The sequence below is a fragment of the Stenotrophomonas sp. PS02298 genome (assembly GCF_029959445.1).
Classification (GTDB): domain Bacteria; phylum Pseudomonadota; class Gammaproteobacteria; order Xanthomonadales; family Xanthomonadaceae; genus Stenotrophomonas.
The window spans coordinates 14,994-30,629 of record NZ_JASCOR010000040.1 but is presented as its reverse complement, the minus strand read 5'-3'; the positions used below and the strand labels follow the sequence as shown (position 1 = coordinate 30,629).

The following is a 15,636-nucleotide window of genomic DNA, read 5'->3' as shown; positions in this document are numbered from 1 at the left end:
GAGCCATGCTCGGCAGGGGCCTTTACCGGTAAAGCTCCAGCCGAGCATGGCTCGGCACTACAGGGCGTCACCGGGAAAGCCTCAGCCGGGCATGGCCCGGCCGCCTTCAATCATGCCCGCCGGCATCCACATCCAGGGTCATCTGGTAGGTGAACTGGTCCGGCCGGTACAGCACGCTGAGCAGGTCCACCATGTTGCCGTCACCGTCATAGGAGCGGCGCTCCAAGGCCAACAGCGCGGTACCCGGCTCGACCTTCAGGTGCAGGGCGGCAATCGCATCGGCGTTGACGGCAGACAGCACCTGCTCCACCTGCTTGATCTGTATGCCAGCCGATTGGAACAGCTTCAGCCGTGAGCTGTTGGACAGCTTGGCTTCGCTGAAATCGGGGTGATCGGTATTGGTCCAGCTGTTGTAGTAGCCAAACGGGGTATCGCCACGCAGGCGCAGACGGATCGCATGTGCCAGCAGGTCGCGCGGGCCGGTATCGAACAATGCACGGATCGGCTCCGGTGGCACCGCACGGCGGAACTGCAGCAATTGCACCTTGGTGTGCTCGGCCAGCACTTCCAGGCTTTCCAGCAGCCCGGTCAGCGGACTGTGCATCGGCTTGGGCCGCGAGCGATGGATGACGTGGGTGCCCTTGCCGCGGCGGCGTTCGACCAGGCCCTCGGCGGCCAGTTCGTCCAGCGCCCGTTTGGCGGTGATGCGGGACACACCAAAGCCATCGGCCAGGTCGAACTCGGTGGGGATGCGGGCGCCGCGCGGGATCTCGCCATTGAGGATGCGGTCGCGCAGCAGGCTGAACATCTGGTGGTAAAGCGGCGTCGGCAAGTCGTTGCGCAACAGCTTGTGCGCGTTGGCACTCAATAGTGTGGCCAGTGTGTCTTGGGACATCTCGCTTCACCCTCCTTTGGCTTAATGCTATAATGATAGAACAAATAGGATAGGCCATGGTCACTGAAGAAACCGTGATTTGCTGGAGCCGTGACGGCGCGCTCGCCCGCATCGGCATCCACCGACCCGACAAGCGCAACGCCCTGGCCACCCGCCACTGGGCGGCGATCGAGGCCGCACTGGACGAAATTGCCGCCAGTGATGCCCAGATCGTGGTGGTGTCCGGCGTCCCGGGGGCGTTCAGTGCCGGCGCCGATATCGACGAACTCGGCCAGCTGCTCACCGTTCCGGAGGCCTTTGCCGCCAACAACGCCCAGGTCCAACGCACCCAGCTCAAACTCCAACGCCTGCCGCAGACCACGCTGGCCGTCATCGACGGCGCCTGCGTGGGCGGCGGCCTTGGCCTGGCCCTGGCCTGTGACCTGCGCCTGGCCAGTACCCGCAGCCGGTTCGCTATCACCCCAGCCAAGCTCGGTTTAGTTTACAGCGCCGATGACAGTCGCCGGTTGCTCAACACCGTCGGCATGGCCCGTACCCGGGAAATGCTGTTGACCGGACGTCTGCTCGACGCCGCCACCGCACTGGATTGGGGGTTGGTCAACCAGTTGGCGGGCGAGGATGGCATCGAGGCGCTGGAGCAGGCGCAGGTGCAGCAGCTGCTGGCCACCTCCGGCCAGGCCCGTCGCGCGATCAAGACCGTGCTTGGCCACCTCGGTGGCGATGCTTGCTTCAGCCTCGCCCAGGCCGACGCCGCCTTCAACGACGCCTTCAGCAGCAGTGACTTTGTCGAAGGCGCTGCTGCCTTCCTGGAAAAGCGCGCCCCACGCTTCATGTGAGCTCCCCAAAAGAGCTTTCCAGCACAGCCCTCCAATCGAGCCTGCCATGACCGCCTACCTGATCATCGAAGCGCACATCACCGATCCGCAGGGTTTCGGTGCCTACGCCCGCGCAACGCCAGATGTTGCCGCGCGCTACGGCGGCCGTTACCTCGTGATGGGCGGTGTCCAGCAGAGCCTTGAAGGCGAACACGCGCCAGCCCGCACCGTGATCTCGCAGTGGCCAGACCGCGCGGCCGCACTGGCGTTCTGGCACAGCCCCGAATACGCCGCGATCAAGCCGCTGCGTGCTGGCACCGGCAGCTTCCGCGTGCTGCTGGCCGATGGCGCGCAGACGCAAACACTCAACGACACCGCTACCGAAGGTAAGGTTCCATGATCGATGCTTATCGCGCGCTGGCGCTGCAGACCACCTGCCGCGCCATCAATGCCTGCGCCACGCCGGAAGACGCCGCCGCCGCGGTTGCGGACAATATCGAGCGCGTAGGCCGGCAGATCCGCGCCTCCAAGGCCTTCATCGGCGCCGACCTGAAACTGGTGGTGCTGCCCGAATACTTCGCCACCAGCTATCCGCTGGGCGACACCATTCCCGGCTGGGCGGCCAAGGGCTGCTTCGCCATGGATGGCGCCGAATACGAACAACTGGGCCGTATCGCCCAGGACAATGGTGTCTATCTGTGCTCCAACGCCTATGAGCGCGACCCGAATTTCCCGGAGCTGTACTTCCAGTCGTCGGTGATCCTGGGCGACAGCGGCAACCAGGTCCTGCGCTATCGCCGGCTGATCTCGCTGTATGCACCCAGCCCGCATGATGTCTGGGACAAGTACCTGGACGTATACGGCATCGACGGCGTGTTCCCGGTTGCGCGCACGCCGCTCGGCCGCCTGTCCTGCATCGCATCGGAAGAAATCCTGTATCCGGAAATCGCGCGGGCGATGGGCCTGCGTGGTGCCGAGGTGTTCCTGCATTCCACCAGCGAAGTCGGCAGCCCGGAGCTGACCCCCAAGGACATTGCCAAGCGTGCCCGTGCGCTGGAAAACATGGCCTATGTGGTCTCGGCCAATACCGCGGGCATCAGCGGCGTGGATATTCCGCTGGGCAGTGCCGATGGCATGAGCAAGATCGTCGATGACCAGGGCAGGGTGTTGTCCGCTGCCGGTACCGGCGAGTCGATGGCCGCCTACGCTGATCTGGATATCGCCGGCCTGCGCCGCCGTCGCCTGCGTCCGGGCATGGGCAACTTCCTGTCGCGGCTGCCGCAGGCTGCGATCAATGCCGGCCTCGGCAGCACCGCCTTGAAGCCGAATGCACTGCTGGACGGCGACAGCTTGAAGATTCCGCAGCGGGCCGACTTCGCTGCCCGCCAGAAAGCCACCCTTGATGCACTGCTGAGCGCTGGAGTACTGGGCAATGACTGACGCAACCACGCTGCCGCTGCGCAATCCGCGCAGCGGCCTGTTCGATGGCGAACTGCCGATCACGTCCGCTGCCGAAGTTGCTGCCTTGGGCGCTGGCCTGCGCAAGGCGCAGCTCGACTGGGCCGAGTGCAGCATCGAAGAACGCTGCGCGCGCTTGAATGCCTTGGCCGATGCGTTGGTCGCGCGCCGTGACGGTTTCCTCGACGCCTTGCTGGCCGATACCGGCCGCTGGCACGAATCGCAGATTGAAGTGGACGGCACGGTCGGCGCGATCCGCCGCTGGGCGCAGCAGGCGGCAGGGTGTCTGGCGGAAAAGCCCGCCCAGCAGGAGGCCATTCCCTTCATCCAAAGCCAGCAGACCTGGGTGCCGTATGCGGTGGTGGGAGTGATCAGCCCGTGGAATTTCCCGCTGATGCTGACGTTGATCGATGCGGTGCCGGCGCTTGCCGCGGGCTGCAGCATCCTCGCCAAGCCCAGTGAGGTTACCTCGCGCTTCGTGCCGCTGCTGCGCGAAGCATTGGACGAAGCGGGCCTGGGCGCGGTGTTCAAGCTGGCCACCGGCGCCGGCGCCACCGGCCAGGCGGTGATCGATGCCAGCGACCAGATCTGTTTCACCGGCTCGGTCGCCACCGGTCGCAAGGTCGGCGAAGCCTGCGCTCGCCGTTTCATTCCGGCTTCGCTGGAACTCGGTGGCAAGGACCCGGCGCTGGTCTTGTCCGATGCCAATATCGCGCATGCCGCCCGCGCCTTGGCGTGGGGCAGCTTCGTCAATGGTGGCCAAAGCTGCATGTCGATCGAGCGGGTCTACGTGGAAGCGCCGGTGGCCGATGCCTTCATCGCCGCGCTGGTGAAAGAAGCGTCCGCATTGGAGCTGGCCTGGCCGGATCCGAAGCAGGGCCAGATCGGCCCGGTGATCGCCGCTTCGCAGGTGGAGCTGGTACGCGCGCAGCTTGCCGATGCCAAGGCCAAGGGCGCGCGTGCGCTGACCGGCGGCGAGCTGATCGACCATGGCGGTATCTGGTGCCCGCCGACGGTGCTGGTTGATGTCACTGACGAGATGGCGGTGGTCGCTGATGAAAGCTTCGCCAGCGTCCTGCCGGTGATGGTGGTGGCCGATGAAGCCGAAGCCATCGCGCGTGCCAATGCCACCGAGTTCGGCCTGTCGGCGGCGGTGTTCACGCAAAGCCCCGAGCGTGCGCAGCGTGTGGCGCGCCAGCTGCAGGCCGGCGGCATTTCGATCAACGACGCCTGCTTGACCGGCATGGTGCAGACCGCCGAGAAACAGAGCTTCAAACTCTCCGGCATGGGTGGCTCACGCATGGGCACGGCATCGATCCGGCGATTCGTGCGCGCACGCGCGCTGCTGGTCAACACAGGTACGGCATCACCCTGGTGGTTCGCGCCTGCCTGAGGATCTGCCTCAGCACACCAGTACGAACTGGCCCAGGAAAATACCGAAGCCCAGCATCCACATCGCCAGCATCGCTGGAACCCCGGCGATGCGCAGCAGCCAGCGCGGCTGCGGCCGCGCATTGCGTGTCGCGCGGAAGATCAACAGCAGCAACACAATGCCGCCGCCAACGAACAGCGCGAAGATCGACCAGCCCAGCAGCCAGAATTCGGTGGATTTGGTGGATTCCTGCGGGCACTGGGCCATTGCCAGCGCGGCCGGTGACACCATGGAAAGGGTGACGATGGATAACAACCGGGCCAGTCCCGGCGAAGCAACAGGCATGTGGAGGATTCCCCCCTGAGGGATGCGTCAACGGTGATCCTGCCACATCTTACGCTCAGAGCCCCAATACGCCGGGGTTCATGCGCCGCTGCGGATCCAGCAACCGCTTGATGTCGCGCAGCAGGGCGGCAGGCGGATCCTCCAGTTCCGACAGGAACGGATAGGTACGCCCAATCTGATTGGAAGCGCCTCCCATCCGTGCGAACAGGGCGCAGGTCAGCTGCCGCAGCTGCTCGACCAGCGCCCGCGCATCGGGATTGTCCGGCCCTTGCGTAAAGGCCTGCAGCAGCGCTGGCTGCAGCGTGGCTTCGTGCAGCGGCTGCCAGTTGTCCTGCCAATGAAACACAGCCTCGAAGCTGAAGCTGTAGTTGCATAACGCCGAGCACAGATACGTAACGCGCACGCCACAGTGTTCGATCTCGGCAGCGTGCGCGGCGATCAGCTGTTGATGGGCGCGGATCAGTGCTGGCGCGCGTGAGTGCGCCACCTTGACGTTCAATGCCGCCCAACGGCTGCCGTTGGCGCCCAGCACCGCGTTGAGCCCGGGGAAGGGATCGGCGCGGGCGATACGTGGCACGGTTGCGGCGATCCCGCTGCCGCCGTGTTGCTGGGCCAGCGCCCGCGCAGTTGCCAGATCATGTTCAACCGCCGCCGGACTATTGCCCGCGGCAACCAGATGCAGGCTGAAGGCATCGGCGGGAACGACCCGGCGCCCGGCCCTGGCCATGCCGAGCAAGGCACTGCACTTGCTGGCAACGCCCGGGGTGCTCTCGAGCACCTGCCGCAGCGCCCGCAGCGCGCCAGCCACGCTGCGGGCGCGCTCGACATTCGCCGCCACCGCACCGGCATCCAGCACATAGGCTTCCTCGGCCAGGCCCGCGCGGGCAACGGCTGACAATGCACGCGCGGCGGATTCGAAATCGGTGAGCGCGAAGGAGGCGTAACCGTTGTGTGCAGGCAGCGGAATCAAGCGGAACGCAGCACGGGTCTTGATGCCGAAAGCGCCGCCGTCATGCATGAACAGGCCGGTGGTGTCCGGGCCGAAGTTGCGGAACACCGGTTCGGGCGCTGCCTTCAGCGCCCACTGTCCGGTACGCAGCACGTTGCCATCGGCGGTGATGACTTCAACGCCGAGTACATTGTCGGCGGCCGATCCGTAGCGCGCGCTGCCGAAGAACAAGGCACCGTGACTGAGTCCGCCACCAATGCTGGCGCCTGCACCGGAGAACGTACCGAAGTACGGCACGCGCAGGCCCAGTGGTGTGAGCGCGTCATGGAGTTGTTTCCAGGTCACCCCTGCCTGCGCCACCACGTACATGTCCTCGGCGCTGATATGTTCGATGTGGTTCAGTGCGGACAGATCCACCAGCACGCTGCCGCTGCTTTCACACAGGTAACCGCCGGTATAGCTCAGGCCGCCGCCACGCGGGATGACCGACAGCCCCGCAGCGGTGATGCGTGCAACCGCCTGCGCCAGGCAGGCACTGTCGCGCGTGCGGATGACCGCCAGCGGCGGTGGCCCGCTGCTGTACAGGTCGCCGGCCATCAAGCGCAAGGTGTCGCCATCGCACAAGACCGCGTCCTCACCCAGCAACCCGCGCAGATCTGCCAGCAACACGTTGTGATCGTTCATTGTCATGTTGGCTTGAACACGCTGATGAGCACGATTGCGGCAATGAACAGCCACAGCACGCCAAGTACCGAGGTCGCTTTGACATAGGTACGGCGGATGATGGCGTTGCTGGCATCGCTGGGGCCTTCCTGCGCCATCACCTTCCAGGTGCGGAAGTGAGCGATAAGCGCCAGCCGTATGCCGACGCCGGACGCCATCACCCCGGCGTACAACGCCAGCTTCCAGCGCAGCCATGCCGGCATGTCCCAGCCGCCGCCGAGCAGGCCGGTAGCCAGGCACAGCAGCAGCGCCATGAACAGGTAACGGGAGCCGCGGTCGATCGCCGCCAGGTGTGCACCCAGGCGGGTATGCCGTAGCTGGTGCACGGCTTCGACGAAGATCAACCACAACACGCACAGCACAGCGGCGATGGCGGCGGTGGTGTAAGCACCGGGTATCAAGCCATACAGCGCGGCCAGCGAGAATCCCAACCCGGCCTGCAACACCAGTGCGTAGCGCACGTGCTGGTCCACGTGCATCACATGCTCCATCAGCCGGCTGCGCTCAACGAAGGGAATGTTGCTGCCATTGCAGACGTAGCGGTAGGTGCTGTTGATCACCAGTTCCGAGCCCAGCCAGTAGCCAAGCACGGCGATGTGCGCGACCAGCAGGATCTGCAGCAGCACCTCAGTGCTCCTGCACGTGATAGCTGCTCAGCTCGTAGGCGGTCTGCATATAGCCGGTGACGCTGGCGCGCAGCAGGGTGTAGTGCTCATCGGCGCTTACCCACAGATCGTAGTCAGGGTGCTCTTCCGGCATGCCGACATCGAGGATGCGGAAGTGTCGTGCCTTGAAGCGGCCGGCGATGACATCGATCTCTTCCTCACCGATGTATTCAATGGCCAGTTGCACCGGGTAGATCATTGGGCCGGTGGCGCCACGATGATCCGGCGAGGACAGCAGCATGAAGAAGCGCTGCTTGCCCGGCCCCTGTGCCAGGTCGTAGAGCGACATCGCGTAGGCATCGTTGATGATGGCGTGGTTGCCGAAGGCCCGTAGCGGCGACTGCAGCGGGAAGCGCTGGCAGATGCGTCCCTCCACCGTAGTCGAGGATTCGCACTGGGCCTCGCTGGCGTTGAAGGTGAACCACCCCGAGCCGCGGAACTGGCCGCCGACGGCGATGCGCACGAAGCATTCCTGCGGCATGTTGCTGGAATCCACGCGCAGGTTGACGTCGCGTACAACGGCGGGCGCATCGTCGATCTCGCAATGCGCGGCCAGCACGCGCGAGCCGTCGCGGTGCACGTCCAGGCGGAAGCTTTCGCGGCCGCGTTCGGCGCCCTGCCGGTGGCTCTGGTTGCTGGTGTACTGGATGCTGCCGGTGATGGAACGAGCGATGCCGGTCATGCCGTGGTCTCCTTGGGAAGCGGTTCAATCTGCAGGATGCTCACCGGCACGTGGTCCGGGTCGTAGACGATCATTTCGCGGTACAGACCGGCTGGCGAGCGGGCGCCAGCGGTCCGCTTGGGATAGGCAAGCGGCGGCGTCAGGAAGCGGTAGCCGGCTGCGCCCAGCGCGCAATGCAGCGCATCGAAGCGATCAGTAGACAGCACCAGCGCAGCCTGTCCGTGGGCCGGTTTGCCCAGCGGCGGTGCAAGCGAGTTCAGCGCGGTCTGGCTGATCTCGAACAGGCCGACGATGACCGCTGCTTCCATTTCGGCTGCGAGCATTGCGATGCGGATGCGGCAGGCGGGCAGCTGTAGCAGTCCACCTGCCATCGGCCCTTCCAGGGCCTTTTCCTCGACGACTACCAAGCCCAATGTGTCGCGGTAGAACCGCAGTGAGGCTTCCAGGTCGCGGCAGAACAGGGTGAAGCGCTCGAACTGAAGGTGCATGTCACTCCTCGTTGCTGCGCAGGGGTGCCATCGGCGGTGGTTCTGTGGCCGTGCTGGCAGGAACGACGTCAGGGGGCCGACAGATACTCGATCAGCGCCTGCCGGCGCGCCGCATCGGGCACGGCGATGACCATGCGTGTACCAGGCACCCGCTTCGTCGGTGCTGCCAGATAGGCATCCAGTTGTGCGGCGTCCCAGGTGATGTCGCTGGCGCGCAGGGCGGGTGAGTAATCGAAGCCGGGATTGCTGCCGGCCTTGCGCCCGAGCAGGTCGTGCAGGTTCGGCCCCATCCTTTGCGGCGCGCCGGCATCGCGGCTGTGGCAGGTCGCGCACATCGCGAATGCCTGTTCGCCGCTGGTTGCGGTAGTGGTCGCGGCGGGCGCTGCCTGGGCTTCGGCCGCGACCGGAGGTGCGGTAGGCGCACTGGCGGCGGCCGGCTCGCGTTGTTTGCTGCAGCCAATGACGAGCAATGAGGCGACGATGATCAACATGGAGCGCATGGCGGGACCTTGCAGGAAACCAGAAGGGCGGGAGTACAGCGGACAGCTGGAAGGAGGCGGCGTCGGCTGGGCAGTTGTGGCCCGTTTGCCGTCCATGCAACGGGCGCATGTTTGTCCGGACAAATAAATATCAGAATGCCGGCGCGAAGAAAAGCTGCAAGGTTGCATGGCCTGCGCCTGCCCGGATTCGCGGTTGTCGAATCTCCCCCGAATGCGCTCTTCTAGTCGAAGAGGAAATGACATAGGCTCCCATTCAGGAATAAGACCGTTGGGGAACGCGTCATGGGAAAAGCAGGGAAAGCGATGTTCCGATCCATGTTGCTGTTGGCTTGCTTGGCATGGTCGGCAGCCGCGCAACAGGTGCCGGTGGAGGTGTTTGCCAAGGCCAGTCCGTTCTCGATGCCGACGCTGTCGCCGAGTGGCGAATACCTGGCAATGGGCACCGACTTCGGTGAAGGCAACCACGCGGTGCAGATACTGCGCCTGAGCGACATGCAGCGCACCGCGGTGCTGCGCCTGCCGCGCTTTGAAAGCCCGTACCAGATCATCTGGGTAAGCGACAAACGGCTGGTAGTCGCCAAGGGGAGAAAATACGGTTCGCTTGAAAAGCCGCTACCGATGGGCGAGATCGTCGCCAGCGATTTCGATGGACAGAACCAGCGCTATATCTACGGCTACGAGCAGCAGAATGCCGCCGCGGGCCTGGACCGTGGCTTCGGTTTCATCGAGGGCGTGGCCCAGGGCAATGATGACCGCTTCTACATGCGTCAGCTCAAGCGCAACCCCACCAACTCGATGTTGTATCTGGTGGATGCGGGACCACGTCCCAACTTCAAGTTGATTGCCAGCATCAATGTGCCGAGCCTGGAGTTCGTGATCGACCGCAATGGCGTAGCGCGCTACGCATGGGGGCGCGACGATGACGACAACTACCTGCTGTACGCCTCCGAGGACGGGCAGCGCTGGCAGCCGGTCCCACAGGAAAAAGTCGGGGGCGTCTGGACGCCCTATGCGTTCTCGGCCGACAACCAGCGCGTGTATGGGCGCTTCAGTCGCAACGACGGGCCGGTATCACTGGTATCCAGCACTACAGACGGCAGTGACCGGGACACCCTGCTCGCGGATGGCTTCAGCAATGTCGGTTTGTCGCAATGGACGCGCGATCCGGCGGTACCGTTTGCTGCCTCGCCGGTGACGGGGCGTCCACAGTTGCAGTACTTCGACCCGGGCAAGCCGGAGGCGGAACTGCACAAGGCCTTGGCGGACCTGCTACCGGCACAGCACGTGACCTTCGACGACGTGAGTCGCGATGGCCAGACGGTCCTGGTGCACCTGGCCAGCGACCGTGATCCCGGCAGCTGGTACGTATTCCGGCGTGCGACCAACAAGCTGGAGAAGGTGTTGTCGCCCCGCGAGGGAATCGATCCAGCGCTGATGGCCGAGCGCCGCCCAGTGCGTTTCAAGGCCGGTGATGGAACGGAACTGGAGGCGATACTGACCATTCCGCGCAACACCGAAGGCCGAAAGCTGCCAACCGTGTTGTTGCCGCACGGTGGTCCGCACGGGGTAAGTGACGATTGGTTCTACGACAACGACGCGCAGTTCCTCGCGAATCGCGGCTATCTGGTGGTGCAGGTCAATTACCGCGGCAGTGGTGGCCGCGGCCACGCATTCGAAGAGCTCGGTTACCTGCAGTGGGGAACGCGCATACAACAGGACGTGCTGGATGGCTTGAACCATGCGGCTTCCCTGGGCCTTGCCGATACCTCGCGTGTATGCAGCTACGGTGCAAGCTTCGGCGCGTACTCGGCGATGATGCTGGCCGCGCGGCAGCCGGAGTTGATCCGCTGTGCGGTGGGTCTGGCCGGTGTCTATGATTTGAAGATGATGTACAAGAAGGGCGACATCAAGGACAACGCCTTTGGCCGGAACTACCTGACGCGCGTCATCGGACGCAACGACGAGGAGTTGGCGGCCAATTCGCCGACCTCGCTTGCGTCCAGCATCAAGGCGCCGGTGTTCCTCGCCCACGGTGAGCGTGACGAGCGCACGCCGATTGCACAGGCCAATGCGATGCGTGCAGCGCTGCTCTCCGCCGGCAAGCCGCCCGAGTGGATGGCGGTGGCGGGCGAAGGCCATGGCTTCTACAACGATGAAAACAGCGCGGCGTTCTATCGTGCGCTGGAAGCGTTCCTGGCGAAGAATATCGGCCAGTAAGCCTGCACCGGCGCCGGTCGCGCGCGCGGAAAGCCGCACATCACCCCGCCCCTGGTGGCGGGGTGTATGGTGTCCGGATCGATGAATCGCCCGGACAGGAGCACGTAACCATGATCCCGCAAGCGCATTTCGATCTCGCTGGCAAAGTGGCCATCGTCACCGGCGGTGGCAACGGTATTGGCCGCGCCAGTTCCCTGATGCTGGCGGCGTATGGCGCGGTCGTCGCCATCGCCGACCTGAAGCTTGCCGCTGCCGAGAAGGTGGCAGCGGAGATTGTCGCGGCCGGTGGCAAGGCCTTGGCCCTGGAGTGCAACGTGCTCAAGGACGAAGACCTGGTTCGCGTGGTCGAGCGCACGGCGGCTGAATTTGGTGGCATCCACATTCTGGTCAACAACGCCGGTGGCGGTGGTGCCGGTCGCGAGAGTCCGTTCGAGATCAGCGCGGAGCAGTTCGAGCGACCCTTCCAGATCAATGTATTCAGTGCGTGGCGGCTGTCGCAGCTGTGTGCGCCGCACATGAAGCAAGCGGGCTATGGCTCCATCATCAACATGTCCTCGATGAGCTCGATCAACAGGAGCCCGGCGATCAGTGCCTATGCTGCGTCAAAAGCGGCGATCAATCACATGACCGCGAACCTCGCGCATGACTATGGCCCGGCCGGGATCCGGGTCAATGCGGTGGGGCCGGGTGCGGTGCGCACGGATGCCTTGGCGACGGTGCTGACGCCGGAGATCGAGCAGCGCATGTTGTCGCATACGCCGATCAAGCGGCTGGGTGAGGCGGACGACATTGCCGGTGCGGTGTTGTACTTCGCCGCGCCGATCTCCAACTGGGTCAGTGGCCAGACCTTGTTCGTCAATGGTGGCGGTGTGCAGACGCTGGATTGATGCGCAGCCTATTCCGGTAGCGTGGACAGGAACTCGATCACGGCCTGGCGACGCGCCGGGTCGGACGTGGCATTGACCATCTTGCTGCCGGGTACCTGTTTGGTCGGTGACTTGATGAAGGCATCCAGGGTCTGCGCATCCCAGGTGATGTTGCTGGCCTTCATTGCTTCGGAGTAGTTGTAGCCCGCAGCGGTGCCGGCCTTGCGGCCAATCACGCCATGCAGATTGGGGCCAACGCGGTGGCCGAGGTTGGCGCGGGTGTCGTGGCAACCAGCACAGATGGCGAATGCACGTTCGAGTTCGCGTTGGTGCGGATCGGCATTGGCCGAGTGGTTGAAGGCATCGCGCTGGCCGCAGGCGCTGAGCGTCAGGCAGGCGAGGGCGATCAGTGGCAGGCGGGACATTGCTTTCTCATTGCGCTGGCGGTTGTGACTATGCAGCGCTGGCAATGATGGCCGGTGCTGGGAGGGGAGGCAAAGGGGTTGAGTTTTTGGCGGGTTGGGGTGGATGGAGAGCTTTGAAGGAATGGCTGAAGCAAAGGCAAAACGGAGGCAGAAGCAGAAGCAGAAGCAGAAGCCGAAGCAGAAGCCCCCTCATCCGCCCGTTGGGCACCTTCTCCCGCAAGCGGGAGAAGGGAGATTTCATGCTTTCTTTCGTCGGTTGGAAAGGCCGAAGCAAAGCCAAAGCCGCAGCCGAGGCAAAGGCAAAGACCAAATGCAAAAGCCAAATGCAAAAGCCAAATGCAAGAGCAGAAAGCCAAAGTAGAAAGCAATTTATCTGCCCGTTGTGCTTTTCGCGTTCAGACGCCGAAATGCTTCAAAGCGTCGATTGAGCTTGAGAGTGTTCGGCTGCGGAAAAAATTCGCGGAGTACGCCGAAGTCAGTAATGCCGGCCCACGCAGATTCGTCCCGAAGTCATCCCCTCTCCCGTTTACGGGAGAGGGGTAGGGGTGAGGGCAGCTTTTGAGCTTTTGGCATTTCAAGCTTCTAAGCTTCCAGGCCTTCCGGCTCATAGCTTCAAAGCCCCCACCAAAAATCATCACTTCTTCGCAGCAAACGTCTTGTCCAGACTCTGCTCAAAGGTGTGATACCCGATCCGCTCATACAGTTCCTCGCGGGTCTGCATGGTGTCCACCACACTGCGCTGGTGGCCATCGCGACGGATCGCGGTGTACACGTTCTCCGCGGCCTTGTTCATCGCGCGGAACGCCGACAGCGGGTAGATGCACATCGCAACACCCACCGAACCCAGCTCTTCGGTCGAGAACAGCGGCGTCTGCCCGAACTCGGTCAGGTTGGCCAATACCGGCACCTTCACCGCATCGACAAAGCGCTTGTAGGTCTCCAGGTCATACGAGGCTTCGGCAAAGATGCCATCGGCACCGGCCTCGACGCAGGCCAGCGAACGCTCGATCGCCGCGTCCACGCCTTCCATCTGGATCGCATCGGTACGCGCGATCAGGAAGAAATCGGCATCGGTCTTGGCATCGGCCGCGGCCTTGACCCGGTCCACCATCTCGCCCAGCGACACGATTTCCTTGTTGGGGCGATGGCCGCAACGCTTGGCGCCGACCTGGTCTTCGATATGACAGGCCGCCGCACCAGCCTTGATCAGCGACTTCACCGTGCGCGCGATGTTGAACGCGCTCGGACCAAAGCCGGTGTCGATGTCCGACAGCAGCGGCAGGTCGCAGACGTCGGTGATGCGGCGGATGTCGGTGAGCACGTCGTCCATGGTGTTGATGCCCAGGTCCGGCAGGCCCAGCGAGCCGGCGGCGACGCCGCCACCGGACAGGTAGACCGCACGGAAGCCCGTCCGCTTGGCCAGCAACGCATGGTTGGCGTTGATCGCACCGGGGATCTGCAACGGGCTTTCCTGCTTTAGCGCTTCGCGGAAGCGGGCGCCTGGACTGACAATGCTCATCAAAACTCCTGTGGGTTGATGGCGACGTTTACATCGCCGGATAGTTCGGTCCGCCACCACCCTGCGGGGTCACCCACACGATGTTCTGGGTCGGGTCCTTGATGTCGCAGGTCTTGCAGTGCACGCAGTTCTGCGCGTTGATCTGCAGGCAGGTATCGCTGCCTTCGCCGACGAACTCGTAGACGCCAGCCGGGCAATAACGCGCCTCCGGACCGCCGTACGTCGCCAAATTCACCTTCACCGGGATGCTGGCGTCCTTCAGCGTCAGGTGGCTGGGCTGGTCTTCCTCGTGGTTGGTCGAGGACAGGAACACCGAGCTCAGGCGATCAAACGTCAGCACGTTGTCCGGCTTTGGATAGTTGATCTTCGGCTGGCTGGCGGCCGGCTCCAGGCACTCGTGGTCGGCCTTGGTGCGGTGGATGGTCCACGGCGCATTGCGGATGCCCAGCTTGGGCAGCAGCCACTGTTCGATGCCGGTCATCAGCGTGGCCAGGGTGCGGCCCTTCTTGAACCACTGCTTGAAGTTCTTGGCCTGCATCAGCTCGGCCTTCAGCCAGCTGCTCTCGAAGGCTTCCGGATAGGCGCTCAGCTCATCGCGCGAGCGGCCGGCGACCAGCGCATCGAACGCGGCCTCGGCGGCCAGCATGCCGGTCTTGATCGCGGCGTGGCTGCCCTTGATGCGGCTGACGTTGAGGTAGCCGGCTTCGCAGCCGACCAGTGCGCCGCCCGGGAACACGGTCTTGGGCAGCGACAGGATGCCGCCGGCGGTGATCGCACGCGCGCCGTAGGCGATGCGCTTGCCGCCTTCCAGGTGCTTGCGGATCGCCGGGTGGGTCTTGAAGCGCTGGAACTCCTCGAACGGGCTCAGCCACGGGTTCTTGTAGTCCAGGCCGACCACATAGCCGATCGAAACCTTGCCGCCTTCGGCGTGGTACAGGAAGGCACCGCCGTAGGTATCGTTGTCCAGCGGCCAGCCAGCGGCGTGCACCACCAGGCCCGGCTCGTGCTTGGCCGGATCGATCTGCCACAGCTCCTTGATGCCCAGGCCGTAGGCCTGTGGGTCCTTGCCGGCGTCCAGCTTGAACCTGCTGATCAGCTGGCGGCCGAGATGGCCACGCGAGCCTTCGGCGAAGATCGTGTACTTGGCATGCAGTTCCATGCCGCGCTCGTAGTTCGGACCCGGCGTGCCGTCCTTGTGGATGCCCATGTCACCGGTGGCCACGCCCATCACCGCGCCGTTCTCGTCGTACAGCACTTCGGCGGCGGCAAAGCCCGGGAAGATCGACACTTCCAATGCCTCGGCCTGCTGCGCCAGCCAGCGGCTGACTTCGCCCAGGCTGATGATGTAGCTACCATCGTTGTGGAAGCATTCCGGCAGCAGGGCGTGCGGGGTGCTCTTGGCGCCGGTTTCATTCAAGAACAGGAATTCGTCGCGGGTGACGGCCTGCCGCAGCGGCGCACCGCGTTCCTTCCAGTCCGGGAACAGCTCATTGAGCGCGCGCGGGTCCATGACCGCGCCGGACAGGATGTGCGCGCCGGGCTCGGAGCCTTTCTCCAATACGCACACCGACAATTCCTGGCCCTTCTCGACCGCCAGCTGGCGCAGGCGGATGGCGGTGGCCAGACCGGCAGGGCCGGCGCCGACGATGACGACGTCAAATTCCATCGCTTCGCGCGGCGGCAGGGCGGTGTTGGCTTCAGTGTTCATGCAAGGGCT

At 64.2% G+C, this 15,636-nt stretch carries 17 protein-coding genes; 7 read left to right on the top strand and 10 right to left on the bottom strand.

The features are described 5' to 3' along the window. Window positions 1-106: 106 nt before the first annotated feature. The gene (locus tag QMX78_RS08315) at window positions 107-895 is read right to left on the bottom strand and encodes a GntR family transcriptional regulator (RefSeq protein ID WP_282268348.1); all 789 of its coding nucleotides are present in this window, start codon (window positions 893-895) and stop codon (window positions 107-109) included. 56 nt (window positions 896-951) lie between these two features. On the opposite strand from QMX78_RS08315, the gene QMX78_RS08310 reads away from it, so the two are divergent. The 4 genes from QMX78_RS08310 to QMX78_RS08295 are packed head-to-tail and all read left to right on the top strand — an operon-like array spanning window position 952 to window position 4,561. Next, window positions 952-1,731, top strand: a complete 780-nt coding sequence (locus tag QMX78_RS08310; protein WP_282268347.1) for an enoyl-CoA hydratase/isomerase family protein — start codon at window positions 952-954, stop codon at window positions 1,729-1,731. A 46-nt stretch (window positions 1,732-1,777) separates the two neighbouring features. Continuing rightward, window positions 1,778-2,110, top strand: coding sequence for a DUF1330 domain-containing protein (locus QMX78_RS08305; RefSeq protein ID WP_282268346.1), 333 nt, complete (start codon window positions 1,778-1,780; stop codon window positions 2,108-2,110). After that, a complete protein-coding gene (locus QMX78_RS08300; protein ID WP_282268344.1) occupies window positions 2,107-3,150 on the top strand; it encodes a nitrilase-related carbon-nitrogen hydrolase in 1,044 nt (347 codons plus the stop codon). Before QMX78_RS08305 ends, QMX78_RS08300 begins: the two co-directional genes overlap by 4 nt. Next, window positions 3,143-4,561 (top strand): aldehyde dehydrogenase family protein, encoded by a 1,419-nt coding sequence (locus tag QMX78_RS08295; protein WP_282268342.1) that lies wholly within the window; start codon window positions 3,143-3,145, stop codon window positions 4,559-4,561. The genes QMX78_RS08300 and QMX78_RS08295 overlap by 8 nt, the downstream gene beginning before the upstream one ends. Window positions 4,562-4,570: 9 nt before the next feature. Here QMX78_RS08295 and QMX78_RS08290 read toward each other — a convergent pair whose 3' ends face one another. From QMX78_RS08290 to QMX78_RS08265, 6 genes are all read right to left on the bottom strand, one after another. Continuing rightward, entirely contained in the window at window positions 4,571-4,885 is a 315-nt protein-coding gene (locus QMX78_RS08290; RefSeq protein WP_282268341.1) for a hypothetical protein, read from the bottom strand. Window positions 4,886-4,940: 55 nt separating this feature from the next. Beyond that, the gene (locus QMX78_RS08285; protein ID WP_282268340.1) at window positions 4,941-6,524 is read right to left on the bottom strand and encodes an FAD-binding oxidoreductase; all 1,584 of its coding nucleotides are present in this window, start codon (window positions 6,522-6,524) and stop codon (window positions 4,941-4,943) included. Next, entirely contained in the window at window positions 6,521-7,183 is a 663-nt protein-coding gene (locus QMX78_RS08280) for a hypothetical protein (RefSeq protein WP_282268339.1), read from the bottom strand. Before QMX78_RS08280 ends, QMX78_RS08285 begins: the two co-directional genes overlap by 4 nt. Before the next feature lies 1 nt (window position 7,184). Continuing rightward, window positions 7,185-7,904 (bottom strand): hypothetical protein, encoded by a 720-nt coding sequence (locus QMX78_RS08275; RefSeq protein ID WP_282268338.1) that lies wholly within the window; start codon window positions 7,902-7,904, stop codon window positions 7,185-7,187. Further along, on the bottom strand, window positions 7,901-8,392 hold the full coding sequence (locus tag QMX78_RS08270) for a VOC family protein (RefSeq protein WP_282268336.1): 492 nt from the start codon (window positions 8,390-8,392) through the stop codon (window positions 7,901-7,903). Before QMX78_RS08270 ends, QMX78_RS08275 begins: the two co-directional genes overlap by 4 nt. 68 nt (window positions 8,393-8,460) lie before the next feature. Continuing rightward, window positions 8,461-8,892, bottom strand: a complete 432-nt coding sequence (locus QMX78_RS08265) for a c-type cytochrome (protein ID WP_282268335.1) — start codon at window positions 8,890-8,892, stop codon at window positions 8,461-8,463. Between the two features lie 303 nt (window positions 8,893-9,195). Here QMX78_RS08265 and QMX78_RS08260 point away from each other — a divergent pair, with 303 nt between their 5' ends. Together QMX78_RS08260 and QMX78_RS08255 are read left to right on the top strand one after the other, a co-directional pair. After that, entirely contained in the window at window positions 9,196-11,109 is a 1,914-nt protein-coding gene (locus tag QMX78_RS08260; RefSeq protein ID WP_282268334.1) for a prolyl oligopeptidase family serine peptidase, read from the top strand. Between the two features lie 110 nt (window positions 11,110-11,219). Then, window positions 11,220-11,996, top strand: coding sequence for a glucose 1-dehydrogenase (locus QMX78_RS08255; protein WP_282268333.1), 777 nt, complete (start codon window positions 11,220-11,222; stop codon window positions 11,994-11,996). A gap of 8 nt (window positions 11,997-12,004) precedes the next feature. On the opposite strand, the gene QMX78_RS08250 is transcribed toward QMX78_RS08255, so the two are convergent. After that, window positions 12,005-12,400 carry a c-type cytochrome gene (locus QMX78_RS08250; protein ID WP_282268332.1) on the bottom strand — a complete coding sequence of 132 codons (396 nt, stop codon included), beginning with the start codon at window positions 12,398-12,400 and terminating at the stop codon, window positions 12,005-12,007. Between the two features lie 239 nt (window positions 12,401-12,639). Between QMX78_RS08250 and QMX78_RS08245 the strand changes: the two genes are divergently transcribed. Next, window positions 12,640-12,828, top strand: a complete 189-nt coding sequence (locus QMX78_RS08245) for a hypothetical protein (protein WP_282268331.1) — start codon at window positions 12,640-12,642, stop codon at window positions 12,826-12,828. Between the two features lie 206 nt (window positions 12,829-13,034). Here the strand turns inward: QMX78_RS08245 and prpB are convergent, their stop codons facing one another. Beyond that, on the bottom strand, window positions 13,035-13,919 hold the full coding sequence (prpB, locus tag QMX78_RS08240) for a methylisocitrate lyase (RefSeq protein ID WP_282268330.1): 885 nt from the start codon (window positions 13,917-13,919) through the stop codon (window positions 13,035-13,037). A gap of 28 nt (window positions 13,920-13,947) precedes the next feature. Continuing rightward, entirely contained in the window at window positions 13,948-15,627 is a 1,680-nt protein-coding gene (locus QMX78_RS08235) for an electron transfer flavoprotein-ubiquinone oxidoreductase (RefSeq protein WP_282268328.1), read from the bottom strand. Window positions 15,628-15,636: the final 9 nt, after the last annotated feature.